This is a genomic window from Blautia sp. AF19-1 (assembly GCF_003479155.1).
Lineage (GTDB): Bacteria > Bacillota > Clostridia > Lachnospirales > Lachnospiraceae > Fusicatenibacter > Fusicatenibacter saccharivorans.
The window spans coordinates 46994-68282 of sequence record NZ_QUGQ01000004.1 but is presented as its reverse complement, the minus strand read 5'-3'; the positions used below and the strand labels follow the sequence as shown (position 1 = coordinate 68282).

The following is a 21289-nucleotide window of genomic DNA, read 5'->3' as shown; positions in this document are numbered from 1 at the left end:
ACGCTCATCAGCAAAAAACTGATGAGCGTTTTTTTCAATGTAAGTAAATTTTTGACGATCACATGATCCATCCAAATACGGTGGAAAGGACGATCATAATCATAGAAAAGACAAACGAGTTCACCGACATCAGCGTCGCCCGCTGCCTGGACGGGATCATGTCATTGAGCAGAATATCGGTCCGGACTTCAAGAAAATCATCGGAAAAGGATCCGATAAATCCGCCGAAGACCATAAGGGCCGGCAGTCCGGTAAAGCTCATAAGAAAGGCGAAAAGTACACCGATCGTGCCAAACAGCAGAATCGCGCGGTAGCGGTATTTGTGAAAGTATGCCGTCATCCGCGATCCCAGTGCCGCGCCGAGTCCCATCACGAAGAGGGCAGGTCCAAGCAGCGCGCTGTTCATGCCGGTGAGTGGCAGCTTCGCCTGTAAAAAGAAGAGAACCAGCGTAGAAACGGCACCGATGAGTGCGTTCACCAGCATAATATTTCTTGCTTTTTTCTCACGGACAAGAAACTGCCAGCTTTCCTGCACAACCGAAACGATTTCCTGTCCAACAGGATAATGAACTGGTGTTGCGTCCGTTTTTACTTCCGCAAGGCGGAATGAAATGCCAAGCGCAATCAGCCCGAAGAAGAGATCAATCGCATACGCGCGCCGGTATCCCAGCCACAGGGCAAGGCCTGCGCAGAGCGTTGCGGTGGAATTGGTGATACGGTACAGCATCATTTCAGTAGAAGAAAAACGGGCATAAAATCCTTCGTCCCCGTTCTGCTTCAGACTGTCATACGCAAGTGCCTCCCGTGTGCCGGATGCAAGGTTATAGCTGAGCGCACTGCATCCAAGCGCAAGCGCCGTTGTGGCAAAGCCGGTGGAAAAAATCATCAGCGTACCGGAAATCAGGGCGGCCACCTGACTTGCAATCAGCGTTTTCCGTCGCCCGAAAACATCGGCGACAACGCCGGAGGGGAGTTCAAAGCAGAGGCTCACGATATGGAAAATACTTTCGAGCATCCCGATCTGCAGCAGCGAAAATCCACGGAGTGCGAGCAGTGCAACCCACGAAGCCGCCGCAATCTGAAAATAGCCGACCGTGGTCATAAGATATAAAGTTCGTATTTGTTTTCTGGTATTTTTCTCAGACATAAAAAAATCTCCTTGTCAAAATATAGTAAAATTCTGATGGGGAGATACGTGCATTTTCTGTGTGATTTTAAGAATACAAGATGTGAAGTTTACTTAAAAAAGAGCGCACTATCCCCATAAACAGCTGAAACATCGCCATTTGTGAGGTGAAGAAACTGGTTTTTCCAGATCATAGTGCTACTCCTTTTGTAATCATAATTTTTTACCAGAATACCACCGGAAACGGAAAAAGTCAAAGAAAAATTTTGACAAAAATAAAAAAAACTATTGACTTTCAAGTATACTTTAATGCTACAATTTTTTCAACAATACTGAGGAAACGAAGGTTTTCTGCGGAAAAGAAAGGGGATATTTTAACATGAGTGTAGATGTAACAAAAATGCCGAAATTAGGATTTGGCATGATGCGCCTTCCGGAGAAGGACGGAGAACTGGATTTGGAGCAGATCTGTAAAATGGTCGATGCGTACCTTGCCTCCGGAATGAACTATTTTGACACCGCCTATATGTACTGCGGCGGAAAATCGGAGAGCATCGTGAAAAAAGCGCTGGTAGAGCGTCATCCGAGAGAAAGCTTTACTCTGACAACCAAACTTCCGCAGTGGATGATGGACGAGGGCATCGAAGGCCGTGACCGCATTTTCAACGATCAGCTCGCGCGCACCGGAGCAGGCTACTTTGATTATTACCTGCTGCACAGTGTCGAGGACGGCGCAAACTATGACGGCTATGTGAAATACGACTGTTTTAACTGGGCCAAGAAGAAAAAAGAAGAGGGACTGATCAAACACTTTGGTTTCTCCTTCCACGGAACGCCGGAGCTGCTTGACAAGATTCTCTCCGAGCATCCGGAGGTTGAAATTGTCCAGATCCAGATGAACTATGCTGACTGGGACAATCCGCTGATCCAGTCCGGACGTCTGTATGAGGTGCTTCGGAAATACGATATGCCGTTCCTTGTTATGGAGCCGGTAAAGGGCGGTTCCCTTGCATCAGCAGGCAAAGAGATTGAAGCAGAGATGAAACGTGTTCATCCGGATGCATCGATTGCGTCCTGGGCACTCCGCTTTGCGGCTTCCCTCCCGGGTGTTGCAACCGTGCTCTCCGGTATGTCAAACGAGGAACAGATGGAGGATAATATCAAAACCTTCCGAAATTTTGTACCGTTAAACGAGGAAGAAAAAGCAGTGATCGCCAAAGCACAGGAAGCGCTGAAAAAGAGTCCGGCGGTTCCATGTACCGCCTGTCGTTACTGCTGCGACGGATGTCCGATGGGAATCGCGATTCCGGATGTGTTCAAGGCATTGAATACCATCCGCCTGTATGGAGAAGAAGACCGCGCGAAAAATTATTATAAAAAGCTGCTGGAAACATCGGGAAAAGCAGAAGACTGCGTGCAGTGCGGTCAGTGTGAGAGTGTATGCCCGCAGCATCTGCCGATCATTGACCTGTTAAAAGAAGCGTCCGAAAAGCTTGACGTGCCGGTGACGGAATAAGAGGATTGCGAATATCCGCTTTTGCATATGCTTTAGAAAAAGGCTCCCCGGAATACTCTGAAAAAAGAGTATTCCGGGGAGCCTTTTTTTCTATGGGAAATCTTGTTGGAATTTCCTGCGGAGAAAAAGATCCTTTGGGCAGGATTGCACTGCGCGGAAAAAATGTGCCACTTGCGAGAGATGTGACGGAGCGGTTTACGACCGGAAAAATGGAATGTAAAAAAGAAAAAACTCATGTTTTACATAAACTTAACATCTCTGAGATTTTGCATTTTACACGCCGTTGTTATGATGAAACCTGTAAAAACGAAATGTAAAAAACGTCGGGATTGCGATTTTACAAAATAGAAATCACAAAAATCCCGTGTGAAAAGAGGAGAAAAGAATATTATGAAGAGAAAAGTAATTGCAATCACCTTAACCGCAATGATGGCTGCAGGAATGCTTGCAGGATGTGGAAGCAGCGATAGCAGCAGTTCTTCCACAGCAGACACTACAAAAGAGGCTTCTGCAACAGAGGCAGATGGCAGCACAGACGGTGACAGCACCGCAGCAGGCGGAGATTTTTCCGGACAGATCAGCGTGATCTCCCGTGAGGATGGTTCCGGTACCAGAGGTGCATTCATCGAGCTGTTCGGTGTAGAAGAGAAAAACGATGCAGGTGAGAAAGTGGATAATACCACCGTTGATGCACAGATCACCAACAATACTTCCGTTATGATGAGCACAGTGGCAGGTAACCAGCACGCAATCGGTTATATCTCCCTTGGATCCTTAAATGATGAAGTCAAAGCACTGAAAATCGACGGAGCAGAGGCAAGCGCAGAGAACGTAGAAAACGGTTCCTATAAAGTAAGCCGTCCGTTCAACATTGTAACAAAAGACGGTCTTTCCGCAGATGCGCAGGATTTCATGGACTACATCTTAAGCACCGACGGACAGCAGGTTGTTTCAGATGACGGATATATTGCAATCAAAGATACCAAAGCCTACGAAGGAAACTGCAGCGGTGAAAAGGTTGTGGTAGCAGGATCTTCCTCTGTAACACCACTGATGGAAAAATTAAAAGAGGCTTATACAAAAGTAAATTCAAACGCTAACATCGAAGTACAGCAGAGCGATTCCACAACAGGTATCACTTCCGCAAGCGATGGCCTCTGTGACATTGGTATGGCATCCCGTGACTTAAAGGATGAGGAGAAATCCTCAGGGCTTACCGCAACCGTAATCGCAACCGACGGTATTGCTGTCATCGTAAACAAAGAGAACCCGACCGATGGGCTGACCAGTGATCAGGTAAAGAGCATCTATGTTGGCGACACAACCGACTGGGCAGATGTAAAATAAAGAATGTATAAAGCAATGGAAAAAGAAGTAAGGGCGAACAATGGAAAATCGCTCTTACTTCCGTATCCGAAAATGTTCAGAAAAAGAAGCTGTCTTTCGGAACGTGCTTGAAAAAGCAGTTCGTAAGGAAAAAAACGAAAGTCTTTTTCAAACACGCTCCGCGAAACAATGAAATGAAAGGATTTATCTTATGAAACTAAGAGAAACGATCATGAAACTTGTATTCCTGATTGCGGCGTGCTGCTCCGTACTGGCTGTTGCACTGATCTGCATTTTCCTGTTCATGAATGGCGTTCCTGCTATTTTTAAAATCGGACCGCTGAAATTTTTGACCGGTACCGTGTGGAAACCGGGAAACAACATTTTCGGTATCCTGCCGATGATTGTCGGCAGTATCTGCGTGACCGGCCTTGCAATCCTGATGGGTGTGCCGGTTGCCATTCTTACTTCGGTGTTTCTTTCCCGTTACTGTCCGAAAAAGTTTTACGGCATCTGCAAATCAGGTATTAACCTGATGGCCGGTATTCCGTCTATCGTATATGGATTTTTCGGACTGGTCGTGATCGTCCCATTGATGGCACAGCTGACCGGCAAAAACGGAAACACAATGCTGACGGCATCTATTCTTCTGGCCGTTATGATTCTTCCGACCGTGGTCGGTGTAACAGAATCCGCCATTACAAGCGTTCCAGAATCCTACTATGAAGCAAGCCTTGGCCTTGGTGCAACGCATTCCCAGAGCGTTTTCTTTGCAGTTGTCCCGGCGGCAAAATCCGGAATCCTGGCCGGCATCGTTCTTGGCATCGGACGTGCCATCGGAGAGACAATGGCAGTGATTATGATTGCCGGAAACCAGCCTCGTATGCCAAAAGGAATCACAGAAGGCCTTCGTACCATGACAGCCAATATTGTACTGGAGATGGGATATGCATCCGGACTTCACCGGGAAGCGCTGATTGCAACGGGTGTTGTGCTGTTTGTCTTTATCCTGCTGATCAATTTATCGGTGTCTATGCTGAACCGGAGGGTACATTATGGTGATTAAAGGAAATGGAGCTGTAAATACAATGGAAGCTGTAAAAATAAATACAAAAGAAAAAGAAAGAACAAAGGTTACGTATCACAAAAGTGTTTTTTCTTCGGTACTGACCGGAATTACCTGTGGAGCGGCCATTCTTGCACTTGCTATTCTGGTTTTTCTGGTTGGATTTATTCTGAACCACGGTGTGAAAAACCTGACACTGGAGCAGTTTGCATGGACCTATAATACAGAGAATGTTACGATGCTTCCGGCGATCATCAACACTGTTACGATGACAGTACTTTCCCTGCTGCTTGCTGCGCCCCTCGGCATTTTCTCGGCGATTTATCTGGTTGAATATGCCAATAAACGCGGAAAACTGGTTGGCCTGATCCGGATTACGGCAGAGACCCTTTCCGGTATTCCGTCGATCGTTTACGGTTTGTTCGGTATGCTGTTTTTTACGAAAACCCTGAAAATGGGATACTCGATGATGTCCGGTGCCTGTACACTTGCCATCATGATTCTTCCGCTGATTATGCGAACAGCAGAAGAAGCCTTAAAATCAGTTCCGGATTCCTATCGGGAAGCAAGCTTTGGACTGGGAGCCGGAAAGCTTCGTACGATTTTTAAAATTGTTCTTCCATCTGCCGTACCCGGCATTCTTTCCGGTGTCATTCTTGCGACAGGCCGTGTCGTAGGAGAGACGGCAGCGCTTCTTTTCACAGCAGGAACGATTGCAAAGGTGGCAGGACTTATGGATTCCGGCCGTACCCTTGCCGTTCATATGTATGCACTTTCCAGTGAAGGCCTCTATATGAATCAGATGTATGCAACCGGCGTCATCCTGATGCTGATTGTCCTTCTGATCAACGGCTGTTCCGGAATGATTGCGAAGAAAATTGCAAAGAAATAAAAGAGAGACGAGGAAAAAACATGAGCAAAATAGATGTATCCAATATGGATCTTTATTACGGAGACTTTCATGCATTAAAAAATATCAACTTGAGCATTGATGCCAATGAAGTGACGGCTTTTATCGGACCTTCCGGCTGTGGTAAATCGACCCTGTTAAAATCCATCAACAGAATGAATGATCTCGTTCCGGGCTGCCGGATCACCGGTGAAATGCTGTTGGACGGAGAAAACATCTACGGCGGAAAAATGGATGTCAACGGACTCCGAAAACGGGTCGGCATGGTATTCCAGAAACCAAATCCGTTCCCGATGAGCATTTACGACAATATTGCCTATGGCCCCAGAACCCATGGTGTCCGTTCCAAAGCGAAGCTGGATGATATTGTGGAGCAGTCTCTTCGACAGGCGGCAATCTGGGATGAGGTGAAGGACCGTTTGAAGAAAAGCGCACTTGGCATGTCCGGCGGACAACAGCAGCGTCTTTGCATTGCGCGTGCTCTTGCCGTACAGCCGGAGGTTCTTCTGATGGACGAACCAACCTCAGCACTGGATCCGATTTCTACTTCCAAAATCGAAGATCTTGCGGTAGAATTGAAAAAAGATTATACTATTGTCATGGTAACCCACAATATGCAGCAGGCAGCCAGAATTTCCGACAAAACCGCATTTTTCCTGTTAGGCGAGGTAGTAGAATACGGAGAGACCGAACAGATCTTCTCCATGCCGAAGGATAAACGGACAGAGGATTACATTACAGGGAGGTTTGGCTGATATGAGGGAAAGATTTGAGCAGCAGATGGAAATTCTGCACACGGAGCTGATTGAGCTTGGCGCACTCTGCGAGCAGGCAATCGGACGGACGTATGAGGTTCTGCTGGAGGGAAACCAGAGAGCGGCAGAAGAGATTATCAAAAAAGACCAGGTTGTCGATGCGAAAGAACGGGAGATCGAGGATCTCTGCTTCCGCATCATTTTACAGCAGCAGCCGGTAGCACGTGATCTGCGTCAGGTATCTGCGGCATTAAAAATGATTACCGATATGGAGCGGATCGGAGACCAGGCAGCAGATATTGCGGATATCGTAAAAGTAACGAGTCTTGATGTGCCGGATGCAAGCATCCGTCTGAAGGATATGGCGAAAGCAACAGCTTCTATGGTAACAAAATGCATCGATGCATACGTTAAGCAGGATCTGAAGCTTGCACGGGAGGTTATCGATTCCGATGATATCGTGGATGATCTTTTTGACGAGGTAAAGGATGAAATTCTGCAGGGTATGCGAAAGGGAATTACCACAGATGTCCAGTCTCTGGACTATCTGATGATTGCAAAATATTATGAAAGAATCGGTGACCATGCAACAAACATTGCGGAATGGGTTGTGTATTCCATTAACGGTCACCATAAAGGGGAATAACAGATGATTTACTGCGTGGAAGATGAAAGAAATATACGGGAACTGATCGTATACACACTGGAATCGAGCGGTTTTACCGCAAGAGGCCTGGAAAGCGGAAAAGAGCTGAATGCAGCTATTGCAGAACAGCTTCCGGATCTGATTCTCCTGGATATCATGCTTCCGGGAGAGGATGGTCTTGAAATTCTTTCACGCCTCAAGGCATCGGAAGTAACAAAAGAAATTCCGGTCATTATGGTAACGGCAAAGGGCGCTGAGTATGATAAGGTCATGGGCCTGGACTGCGGAGCCGATGACTATATTACCAAGCCGTTCGGCATGATGGAATTTATCGCAAGGGTACGTGCCGTGCTGCGCCGTGCCGGAAAAGAAGAGAAGGAAAACGATGTGCTGGAGACCGGGGATCTGCAGATCCAGGTAAAGCAGCATCAGGTTCTGGCCAAAGGGGAGAAGGTTACCCTGACCTTAAAAGAGTTTGAACTGCTGAAATTTTTAATGGAAAATAAAGGAATTGTCCTTACGAGAGACCGTCTGCTCGGCCATGTCTGGGGTTATGATTTTGACGGAGAAACCCGTACGGTAGACGTTCATGTGCGTACACTCCGCCAGAAGCTGGGCGAATGCGGCGAGCTGATCGAGACGGTCCGCGGCGTGGGATACCGGATAGGAGGCTGAGAAAGTAAGATGCGTAAAAAAGTCTTTCAACATGCGGGAGCGTTGATTATCGCTGCGATTATCCTGACTTTTTTCACCATGAGCTGGGCAATGTACAACAATACGGCGGAGCAGCTTCGTGTTTCGGTGAGAAATGAATGTGAGTATTACAGGTATTTTCTGGACAAGATGGGTGATGACAGTCTGGATAAACCGGCCGGAAAGATTACAGCAAGTCGGGTCACCCTGATTGACACGGACGGAACCGTTCTGTTTGATTCGGTCGAGGATGCGAAGATGATGGGAAATCATTCCGGGCGGCCGGAGGTGATTGAGGCAGAAAAGACAGGGGAAAGCAATATTTCCCGTTATTCCGAAACGCTGCGGAGCAAAACATATTATACGGCACTGCGCCTGGACAATGGAAAAATCATCCGTGTTTCCCTGACAACGGACAGTGTGTTCGGTGTGATGCTGCGGAATATATGGCTTGTGGCTGTGCTGATTGCGGCAGTTCTTGTCGTAGAGCTGATGATGGTCAGCCATATGACAAAGGCACTCGTAAAGCCGATCAATGAGATTGATCTGAATCATCCGCTGGACAACAAAGCGTATGAGGAATTGAGTCCGCTGCTTGGCAGAATTCATCAGCAGCAGAAGCAGATCCAGCAGCAGATGGAGGAGCTCCGCCATAATCAGGAGGAGTATCTTGCCATCACGGAATATATGAAGGATGGTCTGATCGTGACAAACCAGTCGGTTGTACTCTCCATCAACCGCTCGGCACAGAATTTGTTTGATGTGACGGCAGAGGAGTGCATCAATCACAATATTGTGACAGTCAGCCGCAATGAGCAGCTGAAGGAGGCGCTGGATCATGCTCTGGAGGGCAGTTCCGAGGAGCGGATGCTGGAATTAAACGGAAGAGTCTATCAGCTTCTTGCTAATCCGGTGCGTGTGGACAATGTTGTATCCGGTGCGGTCATCCTGGTGCTGGATGTGACAGAAAAACAGAAAGCGGAGGTGATGCGCCGTGAGTTTTCTGCCAATGTGTCACATGAGCTGAAAACACCACTGATGTCAATTTCCGGATATGCGGAGATCATAGAAAATAACATGGTAAAACCGGAGGATATTCCAAAATTTGCGGGAAGAATCCACAGTGAGGCGAGCAGGTTAAGCTCTCTTGTCGAGGATATTATCAAGCTGTCCAGACTGGACGAGAACGACCAGTCGATCCCGATGGAGGAAGTGGATCTGATGCAGATCTGCCGTGATGTCGAGGGACATCTTTCCATACGGGCAAAGGAGCAGCAGGTGAAGATGACACTGAGAGGAGAGAGCTGCCGGATCAAAGGTGCACGGCAGGTTCTCTATGAGATGATCTACAATCTCTGCGACAATGCGATCAAGTACAACCGCAGGGACGGTGAGGTCGAAGTGACGGTTTCCCGCGGAAGAAACGGACGGGCAGTGGTATCTGTGGCAGATACCGGAATCGGAATTGCAAAGGAAGATCAGGAGCGGATCTTTGAACGGTTCTATCGTGTAGATAAGAGTCATTCCCGTGAAACGGGAGGTACGGGACTTGGACTTTCCATTGTGAAGCATGGAGCGATTCTTCATGATGCAAAGATTAAAATTGAGAGTACGCTTGGAACCGGAACAAAGATAATTCTGGAGTTTTAAGTGAAAAACAGATAACGCAAAAGACAGCATGCGGGGACAGAACCTATATGGGAGGCTTGAAAAATTCATGATTTTTAAGTGCCCAAAGCGGTTCCGTCCCCGCATGCTGTCTTTTTATGTATGGCTTGTATCGTTATAAAAATGCAAATTCGTTGTTTTGAATAAACAGAGTATTCAATATTTGGTAAATATGATAAGGGGGTTGGGGGTTGTTTTTTGATGCAGAGTATGGTATGGTAAATATAACGAGTTCCGGAAACGTTACCGACACCGTTTCCGGAAATACAGACGAGATACCGACAGCCCTGTTTTTACGAAACAAAATGAGCTGGCTATAGGGGTTGCATAAGTTACAATTTGCTGCGTATCCGTGAACAGGAATTATGTATTTGTGGGGTCGGATGGATAGAAAAAACGACAAGGAGAAAGGGTTTAAAAATGAGAGCAAGTGGTATTTTACTTCCGGTAGCTTCGCTGCCGTCCCGATATGGAATCGGATGTTTTTCGAAAGAAGCGTATGAATTTGTGGATCGCCTGGAGGAGGCCGGCCAGAGCTACTGGCAGATTCTTCCACTTGGACCGACGGGATATGGAGATTCGCCGTACCAGTCGTTCTCTACTTTTGCCGGAAATCCATATTTTATTGATTTGGAGACCCTGGTAAAAGAGGAACTTCTGACAGAAGAAGAGTGTGATGCGTGCGATTTCGGCGACAACGCGGAGTATATTGATTACGAAAAGATTTATCAGTCCCGTTTCAAAGTACTCAGAAAAGCATTTGAAAGATTTGCGGCAGATGACGTATATGATGCATTTGTATCGGAAAATGGTTACTGGCTGGAAGATTATGCGCTGTATATGGCGATTAAGGATGCACTCGGCGGAATCAGCTGGAGTGAGTGGCCGGCAGAATTAAAGGACAGAGAAGAAGCAGCACTGAATCAGAAACGGGAAGAACTTGCCGAGGAGATTGCATTTTACAAATTCCAGCAGTTTATGTTCCTGAAACAGTGGAAAGCACTGAAGGCATACGCAAATGAAAAGGGTATCCGTATCATCGGTGATATTCCGATTTATGTTGCATTTGACAGTGCCGATACCTGGGCAAATCCGGTTCTGTTCCAGTTTGATGAGGACAACCAGCCAAAAGCAGTTGCCGGATGCCCGCCGGATGCGTTCTCCGCAACCGGACAGCTCTGGGGCAACCCGTTATACAAATGGGACTATCATAAGAGCACAGGTTATGCATGGTGGCTGTTACGTCTGGCTCACGTGTTTAAACTGTACGATACTGTCCGCATCGACCATTTCCGCGGATTTGATGAATATTATTCCATCCCGTTCGGTGATCAGACGGCAGAGCGCGGCCACTGGGAAAAAGGACCGGGCATGGATCTGTTCAACACCGTCAAAGAAAAGCTCGGCGATGTGGATGTCATCGCAGAAGACCTGGGATATCTTACCGAGAGCGTGATCGAAATGGTGAAAGAATCCGGCTATCCGGGTATGAAGGTGCTGCAGTTTGCTTTTGACTCCCGTGAGGAGAGTGATTATCTGCCGCACAATTACGAGAGAAACTGTGTTGTCTACACCGGAACACACGACAATGATACCATTCTTGGATGGTATTATGTCATGAGTGAGGAAGACCGCGAATTCTCCAAAGAGTATATGGGAAATGCAAAGAGTACCGACGAGGAACTCCCGTGGGATTTTATTCGCATGTCAATGGAGAGCGTGGCAAATCTGGCTGTCACTCCGATGCAGGAATTTTTAGGTCTTGGAACGGAGGCGAGAATTAACTATCCGTCTACACTTGGAAATAACTGGAAATGGCGCCTGCTTCCGGGACAGTTTACATCGGAAATGGCAAAGAGAATTCACCGGCTGACACAGATTACAGCACGTATTGCAAAATAAAAATACGCGCCGGAGAGAAAGCAAAACAGGCCGGGAAAACAAGCCGGAAGAGATTCCGGCAGAACAGATACAGAGTTTAAAGGAGAGGCCTGCAGAATATGGAACAGGTAACAATCAGGGACATTGCCCGCAAATGTAAGGTAGGCGTGAGTACCGTATCGAGAGCGATGAACAATCATCCGGACATCAATCCGGAAACAAAAGAGATGATCTTAAAGGTGATTGCCGAATCGAATTACGTACCGAACAACAGTGCCAGAAACCTGAAGCGGTCGAATGCCAAAGCGATTGCCATTCTGGTAAAAGGCATGGACAACATGTTCTTCAACAACATGATCAGTGTGATTGAAGAGGTTGTGCGAAAAAAGAAATACGCCTGCATTATTGAGCGAGTAGAGGAAAAGGCAAATGAGGTAGACTCCGCGATCGAGATCGTCAAAGAAAAACGGCTGCGCGGCATCATTTTCCTCGGCGGAAACTTTACGCATCCGCATGAGAAAATGGCGCAGATCCCGGTTCCGTACGTGATCAGTACAATCGGGGCGGTTTCAGACGGAGGAAAACCGTGCGCGAGCGTATCGGTCGATGACTACAGGGAAAGCTATAAGATGGTAGATTATCTCTGTGGTCTCGGGCACCGGCGCATTGCCATCATTACCGCCTGCGAGGACGACATCAGTATCGGACGCCTCCGTCTGAATGCGTACCGCCAGGCTTTACTGGATCATGGGATACCTTATGACCCTGATCTGGTATTTCATATGACGAAGGACGACACGTATTCTTTCGCCACAGGGTACAAGATAACAAAAGAAATTCTGGAAAAAAAGACGGAGTTTTCCGCGCTGTATGCCACCGCGGATACGCTGGCAATCGGTGCGTGCCGTGCCTTAAAAGAGGCCGGGCTTACCGTGCCGGATGATATTTCCGTTGCCGGATTTGACGGAATTGATGCGGGAGAGTATTATATACCCAGTATCACAACGATCCGCCAGCCGGTGGAGCAGCTTGCCGCAGAGACGGCGAAGATGCTGTTTTCCTTAATTTCAGGAAAAGAAGAACCCTGCAGCAAAGTATACGATGGGGAACTCGTCGTAAGGGAATCTACGAAGTCGCGGATCGCGCAGCAGTAAAATATTTGCTGTTTCGCTGCCCCGAAAAGTGATTCAGAAGTGAACCGTCCCATTCAGGGAAAAGCTTTGAATGGAACTGCGAAAGCTGCCAATTGCAGGAAATCTGGAATGGCAGCGCAACTAAATGACACTGTGGGAATTTATCCACAGCAATACGAGGAGAAAAAAATGGAAGAAAGAATTCAGGCAATCTTAAAAGAGCGTTTTGGAAGAGATCTGGACAACTGCACAAAGAGCGAAATCTTTGAAGCCCTGATGGTTATCACCAAACAGGAGATGGCAGGTCGCAAAAGAAACACCGGAAGTAAGAAGCTGTATTATATTTCAGCAGAGTTTCTGATCGGAAAACTGCTGTCCAATAACCTGATTAACCTTGGCATGTACGAGGAAGTTGAAAAAGCACTTGCAGCTCACGGAAGAGAGCTGACCGAGATCGAGGAGATGGAAATGGAGCCGTCCCTTGGAAACGGAGGTCTCGGCCGTCTGGCAGCATGCTTCCTTGATTCTATCGCAACGCTTGGCCTGCCGGGAGACGGTATCGGCCTTAATTATCACTTCGGTCTGTTCCGCCAGCTTCTGGTCGACCACAAACAGAAAGAAGTGAAAAATCCATGGATCACAAATGAGAGCTGGCTCGTCAGACAGCCGGTATCCTTTGCAGTTCCGTATAAAAACTTCACGATGCATTCTACCCTGTATGATATCGACGTACCGGGTTACAACAATGGCTGTAACCGTCTGCATCTGTTCGATGTAGATACGGTAGACGAGAGTATCGTTCCATCAGACAGCATCAACTTTGACAAGCATCAGATCCAGAAAAACCTGACACTGTTCCTCTACCCGGATGACAGCGACCGTGCCGGACAGCTGCTTCGTATCTACCAGCAGTATTTCATGGTCAGCAACGGCGCACAGTTTATCCTCATGGAGTGCGAGCAGAAGGGCTACGATCTGCACAAGCTGTATGATCACGTTGTGATCCAGATCAACGATACCCATCCGTCCATGGTCATTCCGGAGCTGATCCGTCTGCTGCAGGAGAGAGGCTTTACCATGCAGGAAGCCATCGATGTTGTAAGCAAGACCTGTGCTTACACCAACCACACCATCCTGGCAGAGGCACTGGAAAAATGGCCGATCGATTACCTCGAGGAGGTTGTTCCGCACCTGATGCCGATTATCCACGAGCTGGACGCACAGGCAAAGAAGAAATACAAAGATGAGAAAGTAGCGATCATCGATAAGGATCAGCGCGTCCATATGGCACACATGGATATCCACTACGGATTTTCTGTTAACGGCGTTGCAGCACTGCACACCGAGATCCTGAAAAACTCCGAGCTGAAACCGTTCTACGATATTTATCCGGAGAAATTCAACAACAAGACAAACGGAATCACTTTCCGCCGCTGGCTGCTGCACTGCAACCGTGAACTGGCACAGTATATTGAGAGCCTGATCGGACCGGGATTCAAAAAAGATGCCGACGAGCTGGAAAAACTGCTTAAATACAAAGACAACAAGAAGGTTCTTGCAAAACTTGAGGAGATCAAACACAACCGCAAACTGGATCTCAAACAGTTCCTGTATGAGACACAGAATATCGCGCTGGATGAAAATTCCATCATCGATGTACAGGTAAAACGTCTTCATGAGTACAAACGCCAGCAGATGAATGCCCTGTACGCTATTTACAAATACATGGATATCAAGAGCGGAAACAAGCCGAAAACCCCGATCACCATGGTATTCGGTGCAAAGGCTGCACCGGCTTATATCATCGCAAAAGATATCATCCATCTGATCCTGTGCCTGCAGGAGCTGATTGATAACGATCCTGAGGTAAGCCCGTACTTCAAAGTGATTATGCTTGAGAACTACAACGTATCAAAAGCTGCAAAGGTGATCCCGGCAGCAGATATCTCCGAGCAGATCTCCCTGGCATCCAAAGAGGCTTCCGGAACCGGAAACATGAAATTCATGCTGAACGGTGCCCTGACGCTTGGAACAGAAGACGGTGCAAACGTTGAGATTGGCGATCTTGTCGGAAAAGAGAACATCTACATCTTCGGAAAGAAACCGCAGGATGTCATCGACCTGTACGCAGATGCTGCTTACTGCTCAAAAGACATCTATGACGAAGATCCGGAGATTGCAAAGCTGGTTGATTTCATCGTCAGCGATGAGCTTCTTGCTATCGGCGACAAGGTTTGCCTGGAGAGACTCTACAAAGAGATCTTGAACAAAGACTGGTTCATGACGCTGCTCGACCTGAAAGAGTACATCAAGACAAAAGAAAGAGTATACAAAGACTACGAGAACAAAGATGCATGGAACAAGAAGTGCCTGATCAACATCGCAAAAGCAGGCTTCTTCTCCTCCGACCGTACCATTGCACAGTACAACGAGGATATCTGGCATCTGGCATAAGTGCAGAACATGCATACAAAACGCCGCCGCAGACGATTCGGTTCGTCCGCGGCGGCGTTTTTTAATGCAATTTTTATGAAAGATTCAGCCGTCTGCTTAAGATATAGCGGCAGATCAGGAACAGAACAACGCAGAGCACCACGGTGATGATAAGTGTGGAAACCGAGGATGTGGTAACCACAGCAGTCGGTGTGGAGTCCTGGAAAACACGGACGATGCTGATTCCGCCGAAGATCTGGATCACGGTAGTCATGCCGATGTAAGAGAGGACAGCCGTCAGAATTTTGTGGCTGGATACCAGGCTTCCGATGCTGATGGCGGCATAGAACAGAAGAATGCCAAAGAACAGCGAAGCGAAGAAGCCAACGATGGAAAACAGTGCCATACCGATGTGGTTCGTGATGCCGATCAGGGAAAAAGCAGCATCGGCAACACCGGTAATCTGTGCCCAGAGATAGGACAGAAAATCGGAAAAGGTCATGGTCTTGTTGTAAAAAAGCAGGGTGTTTGCGGTAAAATACCGGATTGCGGACGGCAGAAGCAAAAAAGCGAAGGAAGCGAGAACGGAAAGTGCGTTTAAGATGCTCCATGCGCCGAAAACCAGCATTTTGGAGAGAATATGATCCGTTGCCGATACCGGAAGGACGTTGGTCAGATACCCTTCGTCGGTAAAAAGATTTTTATAGTAGCGCTGGATCATCAGCACCTGTGTCATGACGGATGCGGCGATCACAATCAAAACGTATGCAAACAGATAGAGGACGATCAGCAGATCCGGCAGCTCAGAAATCTGGGAAAAGAGGAATCCGAAGCCTCCGAGAGCGCCCATGAAAATGGCGGCACCGTTCAGCAGCGCCATGTTTTTCCAGCATGCTTTCCACTCATGTTTCAGACATTTTTTTAACATTTGAATACCTCCCTGAAATAAGAATCAATCGATTCACCCTCCTGCATCCGGATATCCTCAACCGAGGCGTGCAGTTTTAACTGGCCCTCCTGGATAAAGATGACCTCATCGAGAATATTTTCGACATCGGAAATCAGATGTGTTGAGATGAGGATGGATGCGTCTGGTTCGTAGTTGTTTAAAATCGTAGATAAAATGTAATCGCGTGCTGCCGGATCGACGCCTGCAATCGGCTCGTCGAGGCAGTAGAGCTTTGCGCGGCGGCTCATCGTGAGGATGAGCTGGACTTTCTCTTTCGTTCCCTTCGACATCGTTTTCAAACGGTCCTTCGGGCTGATTTTTAAGGATTCCAGCATGGCATTGGCGCGGGACATGTCAAAGTCCTCAAAGAAATCGCTGTAATACGTTAAAAGATCCGAGACGCGCATCCAGCTGCCGAGATACATTTTATCCGGCAGATAGGAGACGATCCGTTTTGTCTCAATACCGGGATGATTTCCGGCGATGAGGACTTCACCCTCACTCGGGGTCAGCAGTCCGTTCAGCAGCTTTAAGAGCGTCGTCTTTCCGCTTCCGTTGGGCCCCAGCAGTCCGATAATTTTCCCGGAATCCAGGGAAAGGTTGAGATGATCGAGCGCGGTGTGGTTTCCGAAGCGCTTCGTCAGGTCTTTACACGTTACAAGTTCACTCATGATTTTCTTCCTCCTCAATCGTTTCGGCAAGTAGCTGCCGGATTTCCTCCGGGGTTATGCCGAGCTGTTTCATGTGGGCAACAAAAGCAGATACTTCTGCGGCGGCAAGTTCTTTTTTCATCTGATGAATCAACTCCTTATCTTCGGTAATAAAGCGTCCGCTGGTCCGCTGGGAATAGATCAGTCCGCTGCGTTCCAGTTCGGAAAGCGCTTTCTGCATTGTGTTCGGGTTGACGGCGGCCTCCTGCGCGAGATCGCGGACGGACGGAAGCTTATCGCCCGGCTGATAGCGCCCGGTGATGATGTCCATCTGTACCCGCTCGATGATCTGCAGATAGATCGGCCGCGAGGAATCAAGATTCCATGGCATATGGCATTCACTCCTTTTGTACTGTTGTATTAATTTGATAGTACAATCATACAATCGGTTTATGGATTTGTCAAGAAAATTAAGAAAAAATTTTAGATTTAGAGGTTAAATTGTGGTAAACTAAGCGTAAGTGCGGCACATTAGTATTAGAAGAAAAACCGCAGAAATAGTTCCGTCTAAAAAGATGGATGAAGGGAGAAATATGGCAGAAATTAAACTGAAAAAAAGAGAAGAGATGGATCCGGCGTACTGCTGGGATCTTTCGAGTTTGTTTGGTAGTGATGAAGAATTTGAGAAAACAGAGCAGGAGCTTGCGAAGAAAATAGAAGCGTTCCGCGCAAAACAGGGAACAATGAAAGAGAGTGCAGAAGCGCTGTATGACGTTCTTTCCGGTCTGGATGACATCAGCCGCGTCTTTTCCAGCCTGTATGTCTATGCAAGCCAGAAATATCACCAGGATATGGGAAATCAGAAGTATCAGGGCTATGCCGGAAAGATGGACAGCATGATGGCTGTTCTTGCGGATGCCTCTTCTTTCGTAGAGCCGGAGATCCTGGAGCTTGACGAGGAGACGGTTACAGAATTTGAAAAAGCATATGAGCCGCTCCGTCTGTACGATCGCATATTAAAAGAAAATTTCCGCAAGAAAGAGCACATTCTCTCGCCGGAGATGGAGGCGGTTCTTGCAAAAGCCGGAGAGATGGCATCCAGCCCGGATCAGATTTTTTCGGCATTTTCGAACGCAGACCTCAGATTCCAGCCGGTCACGGATGAAGAGGAAAATCAGGTTCCACTGAGCCACGGCACCTTCGTCGGATTTTTACAGTCGAAGGACCGCCGGGTCAGAAAAGAAGCGTTTGAGAAGTATTATGCGGAGTATGAAAAACACAAAAACATGCTCGCCGCAACGTTCGGTGCCAATCTGAAACAGGCCGCATTCTTTGCAGATGTAAGAAAATATCCATCTGCACTGGCTGCATCGCTGGATGGCGGAAATATCCCGGTTTCGGTTTACGACAAGCTGCTCGAGGCGATTCATGCAAAAATGCCGGCGATGTACCGCTACGTGGCACTGCGTAAAAAGCTGCTCGGTGTGGATGAACTTCATATGTATGATGTTTACGTTTCTCTGACGAAAGAGTACGAGCAGAAATATACGTATGAGCAGGCGATCGAGATCGTGAAGAAAGCGCTTGCCGTGCTCGGGGATGATTATGTGGCACTGCTGGACAAGGGCTTTTCGGAGCGCTGGGTGGATGTTTATGAGAACGAAGGAAAAAAGAGCGGTGCTTACTCCTGGGGTTCTTACGATTCCCATCCGTATGTGCTGATGAGCTTTAACGGAAATATCGATTCGGTCTTCACACTGGCGCATGAGATGGGCCATTCGCTGCATTCCTGGTATTCGAACCATACACAGCCGTTTACGTATGCGGAGTACCGCCTCTTTGTCGCTGAGGTGGCATCAACCTGCAACGAGGCACTGCTGATCCGCTATCTGCTGAAGCATGCGAAAGAAAAAGAGGAGAAGATTTTCCTGCTGAATTATTTCCTGGATCAGTTTAAGGGAACGGTGTTCCGCCAGACGATGTTTGCGGAGTTTGAGAAGCGGATTCATGAGAAGATGGCAGAGGAAGGCACGCTGACGGCGGACGGTATTTCGGAGCTGTATCTGTCGATCAACAAGGAGTATTTCGGACCGGATATGATTTCGGATCCGCAGATCGCGCTGGAATGGGCGAGAATTCCGCATTTTTATACACCGTTCTATGTATATCAGTATGCAACGGGATTTTCGGCGGCGATTGCGATCAGCAGCAAGATCCTGGCAGGGGAGCCGGGTATCGTGGAGAAGTACAAACAGTTCTTAAGCGGCGGCTGCTCGATGGATCCGATTGACCTTTTGAAGATCTGCGGCGTCGATATGACGAAGCCGGAGCCGGTGGAAGAGGCGCTGGATGTGTTTGCTTCTTATGTGGAGGAGCTGGAGAAGCTGACCGCGGAAGCGTAAGCACAGGTTTTAAAGTTGCATAAATTTGATGGGAAATATGTGTGAAAAATATACAAAATTTGGCGCGTTTTTCCCTTGAAAAAGTTTTTGGATATGTTACAATATTATTACAGAGTAAAAATGGATGAGCTGGAAATTGAAAAATATTTGCGATTAAGAGGGAGAATTTCCGTATTTCTGTCGAATGCGGAAGATTAAACGTAAATTTTTCGGAATGCGGCTTTGCTCCTGTAAAAATGGGGAGCGGGCCGCGGCCGGCTATGAAAGAAATATTACTGTTCATTCAGCAGTGAACTGTAACAAAAACAGACGGATAGCAGATGAAGTAAGGGTGAGAGTATGAATTTATATGAGGCTATTTTTGTTAGAAAATCAGTAAGGAATTATTGTTTTGATACGCTTCCGCCGCAGACTTTGGATAAGATTTGGGAGCATTATAAGGAGATGCCGGCACTGTTTTCGGGCATTGGTGTGGATATGGCGATTCTGGACAACAGAAAAGGGCAGGAGAGAATGCTCAGTATGTTCAGTGTGAAGGCGCCGTATTATATGGCTTTTTATTCGGAGGAGTCAGAACGATATCTGATGAACGTGGGTTATATTATGGAACAGATGGTGCTGTATCTGTGCAGTATCGGACTGGGAACCTGCTTTATCGGAAGTAATCGTGTGAAAAAGGCGGAGCTTGAGAAGAACGGAAAGCGGCTGGTGGGGATCGTCGCTTTTGGTAAGAGTCATGGTTCGCATACGAGACGGCAAAGTGAAGCAAAGAGACTGCCGCTGGAGGATCTTTGTGTGTTCAAAGAGGTGCCGCGACAGTGGATGACGCAGATGCTGGAAGCGGCGAGACTGTCGCCATCCAGTATGAACAGCCAGCCGTGGAGATTTGTGGTGTATGATAACAGGATTCATATTTTCTCGAAGAAGCACAGTGTGGAGAAGCTTCGGAAGTGGGATGAGGTGAATTTCGGGATTATGTTTGCAAATATGATGGTGGCAGCAGAGGAGCTGTGGCTGGATGTTGACCTGATCAGACTCGGGGATATTTCGCAGAAAAACTTCTCAAATAATCAGTATGTGCTGAGCGCGATTCTGAAGGCTTAGAGGTGAATACGGACGACCTCGCGTGGCTTCGTACCTGCGGTGCAGCGGGCGAGAAAAAGAGGGCGGAACTTGTGACGCGGAAGGGGCCCGGAAAAATGAGAATCAACGCAATTCGTCAGGAAACCTGATGGTTTCCCGACTCAGTGCGTTTTGACCTCTGGTGTTGTGCACCAGAGGTCATCCCATTTTTCCGGGCCCCTTCTGAGCTCACAGTTCTTGCCCTCTTTTTCTATGCCCGCTGCACCGCAGGTACGAAGCCACGCGAGGTCTGACGGTGGGGACGGGGGTAAAGCGTCTGGATCCGCCAGGAGGCGGATCGGCGTGAGCATGTGGGGTTGGGAGGACGGATGGAAAGGAGTCTGGATTCGTCAGGAGGGTGGTTCGGTGTGAATTTGTGGGGGGAAGACAGCTGTGCGGGTGTCTGATGGAGAGCGAAAATTGAGGGAATCGTAGATACTTTTGATTTTTTTTGAAAAAAATTGAAAATAGGTATTGACAAATGAGGGGAGTTCCTGTATAGTATCATTTGTAAGGTGCAGCGAGCACTTAACAAGATAAAAATTAATAAATGCGCGAGTGGCTCAGGGGTGGAGTACAACCTTGCCAAGGTTGGGGTCGCGGGTTCGAATCCCGTCTCGCGCTCTGCTGGAAACCGGAATGTGTAAGCATTCCGGTTTTTGCGTTGTGGAAAAATAGATGAAAAAGAAATCTTATTTTTAAAACTTAAGAATATTGCATTTTAAATTTTCATATGCTATAATGCCGATAGGCAATGAAATGAATGGCTTGCAAAGTCAACAAAAGCCCCACGAGCTGCAACTCGTGGGGCTTTCTGTGCCTTTTGGGCAAGGCGGCTTAAACCTTAGGCTGGCTGCCAGTTATTTCTTACCGTCCAGCCATTTGCAGATATAGTAGGCTACTATACTTGCCATAACGGAAAGAAAAAATGAAATGAAATGAATAGTTCTTGCACTGTCAACCCTCCCTTCTCTGCCTGTCTGGGAGTGGCAACGTTCATTAGTATAACATAC

General features: G+C 47.6%; 19 protein-coding genes and 1 tRNA gene. 16 read left to right on the top strand and 4 right to left on the bottom strand.

Annotation, left to right across the window (positions count from 1 at the left end; genetic code table 11):
• Nucleotides 1-58 precede the first annotated feature (58 nt).
• Nucleotides 59-1147, bottom strand: a complete 1089-nt coding sequence (locus DWX26_RS03475; protein WP_117509346.1) for an MFS transporter — start codon at nt 1145-1147, stop codon at nt 59-61.
• Between the two features lie 358 nt (nt 1148-1505).
• Between DWX26_RS03475 and DWX26_RS03470 the strand changes: the two genes are divergently transcribed.
• From DWX26_RS03470 to DWX26_RS03415, 12 genes are all read left to right on the top strand, one after another.
• On the top strand, nt 1506-2642 hold the full coding sequence (locus DWX26_RS03470; RefSeq protein WP_238061242.1) for an aldo/keto reductase: 1137 nt from the start codon (nt 1506-1508) through the stop codon (nt 2640-2642).
• Nucleotides 2643-2734: 92 nt separating this feature from the next.
• Nucleotides 2735-2959 carry a hypothetical protein gene (locus DWX26_RS16835; RefSeq protein WP_118666584.1) on the top strand — a complete coding sequence of 75 codons (225 nt, stop codon included), beginning with the start codon at nt 2735-2737 and terminating at the stop codon, nt 2957-2959.
• A gap of 73 nt (nt 2960-3032) precedes the next feature.
• Nucleotides 3033-3989 carry a substrate-binding domain-containing protein gene (locus DWX26_RS03460; RefSeq protein WP_118600866.1) on the top strand — a complete coding sequence of 319 codons (957 nt, stop codon included), beginning with the start codon at nt 3033-3035 and terminating at the stop codon, nt 3987-3989.
• A 190-nt stretch (nt 3990-4179) separates the two neighbouring features.
• Nucleotides 4180-5034: a phosphate ABC transporter permease subunit PstC gene (pstC, locus tag DWX26_RS03455; protein ID WP_022462254.1), complete on the top strand. Its 855-nt coding sequence runs from the start codon at nt 4180-4182 to the stop codon at nt 5032-5034.
• A complete protein-coding gene (gene pstA, locus DWX26_RS03450) occupies nt 5024-5926 on the top strand; it encodes a phosphate ABC transporter permease PstA (RefSeq protein WP_330422978.1) in 903 nt (300 codons plus the stop codon). The genes pstC and pstA overlap by 11 nt, the downstream gene beginning before the upstream one ends.
• A 20-nt stretch (nt 5927-5946) precedes the next feature.
• Nucleotides 5947-6699 (top strand): phosphate ABC transporter ATP-binding protein PstB, encoded by a 753-nt coding sequence (pstB, locus tag DWX26_RS03445; RefSeq protein ID WP_022462256.1) that lies wholly within the window; start codon nt 5947-5949, stop codon nt 6697-6699.
• Between the two features lies 1 nt (nt 6700).
• Nucleotides 6701-7345 (top strand): phosphate signaling complex protein PhoU, encoded by a 645-nt coding sequence (gene phoU / locus DWX26_RS03440; RefSeq protein ID WP_117804708.1) that lies wholly within the window; start codon nt 6701-6703, stop codon nt 7343-7345.
• Between the two features lie 3 nt (nt 7346-7348).
• On the top strand, nt 7349-8020 hold the full coding sequence (locus DWX26_RS03435) for a winged helix-turn-helix domain-containing protein (RefSeq protein WP_022462258.1): 672 nt from the start codon (nt 7349-7351) through the stop codon (nt 8018-8020).
• 9 nt (nt 8021-8029) lie between these two features.
• Nucleotides 8030-9688, top strand: coding sequence for an ATP-binding protein (locus DWX26_RS03430; protein WP_117802079.1), 1659 nt, complete (start codon nt 8030-8032; stop codon nt 9686-9688).
• A gap of 438 nt (nt 9689-10126) precedes the next feature.
• Nucleotides 10127-11608 (top strand): 4-alpha-glucanotransferase, encoded by a 1482-nt coding sequence (gene malQ, locus DWX26_RS03425; protein WP_118600865.1) that lies wholly within the window; start codon nt 10127-10129, stop codon nt 11606-11608.
• Nucleotides 11609-11706: 98 nt separating this feature from the next.
• Entirely contained in the window at nt 11707-12741 is a 1035-nt protein-coding gene (locus DWX26_RS03420; RefSeq protein ID WP_117802081.1) for a LacI family DNA-binding transcriptional regulator, read from the top strand.
• Between the two features lie 168 nt (nt 12742-12909).
• The gene (locus DWX26_RS03415; protein ID WP_055227980.1) at nt 12910-15174 is read left to right on the top strand and encodes a glycogen/starch/alpha-glucan phosphorylase; all 2265 of its coding nucleotides are present in this window, start codon (nt 12910-12912) and stop codon (nt 15172-15174) included.
• Between the two features lie 73 nt (nt 15175-15247).
• On the opposite strand, the gene DWX26_RS03410 is transcribed toward DWX26_RS03415, so the two are convergent.
• The 3 genes from DWX26_RS03410 to DWX26_RS03400 are packed head-to-tail and all read right to left on the bottom strand — an operon-like array spanning nt 15248 to nt 17143.
• Nucleotides 15248-16081 carry a hypothetical protein gene (locus DWX26_RS03410; RefSeq protein ID WP_117760689.1) on the bottom strand — a complete coding sequence of 278 codons (834 nt, stop codon included), beginning with the start codon at nt 16079-16081 and terminating at the stop codon, nt 15248-15250.
• On the bottom strand, nt 16075-16773 hold the full coding sequence (locus tag DWX26_RS03405; RefSeq protein ID WP_055227982.1) for an ATP-binding cassette domain-containing protein: 699 nt from the start codon (nt 16771-16773) through the stop codon (nt 16075-16077). The genes DWX26_RS03410 and DWX26_RS03405 overlap by 7 nt, the downstream gene beginning before the upstream one ends.
• Nucleotides 16766-17143, bottom strand: a complete 378-nt coding sequence (locus tag DWX26_RS03400; RefSeq protein WP_022462266.1) for a GntR family transcriptional regulator — start codon at nt 17141-17143, stop codon at nt 16766-16768. Before DWX26_RS03400 ends, DWX26_RS03405 begins: the two co-directional genes overlap by 8 nt.
• Before the next feature lie 202 nt (nt 17144-17345).
• Here DWX26_RS03400 and pepF point away from each other — a divergent pair, with 202 nt between their 5' ends.
• The 4 genes from pepF (at nt 17346) to DWX26_RS03385 (ending at nt 20900) form a co-directional block, all read left to right on the top strand.
• Nucleotides 17346-19154 carry an oligoendopeptidase F gene (pepF, locus tag DWX26_RS03395; protein WP_226906295.1) on the top strand — a complete coding sequence of 603 codons (1809 nt, stop codon included), beginning with the start codon at nt 17346-17348 and terminating at the stop codon, nt 19152-19154.
• A gap of 339 nt (nt 19155-19493) precedes the next feature.
• Nucleotides 19494-20258, top strand: coding sequence for a nitroreductase family protein (locus DWX26_RS03390; protein ID WP_022462268.1), 765 nt, complete (start codon nt 19494-19496; stop codon nt 20256-20258).
• Between the two features lie 2 nt (nt 20259-20260).
• A complete protein-coding gene (locus tag DWX26_RS17350; RefSeq protein ID WP_279220554.1) occupies nt 20261-20386 on the top strand; it encodes a hypothetical protein in 126 nt (41 codons plus the stop codon).
• Nucleotides 20387-20828: 442 nt separating this feature from the next.
• Nucleotides 20829-20900, top strand: a tRNA-Gly gene (locus tag DWX26_RS03385).
• The last annotated feature ends 389 nt before the right edge of the window (nt 20901-21289 follow it).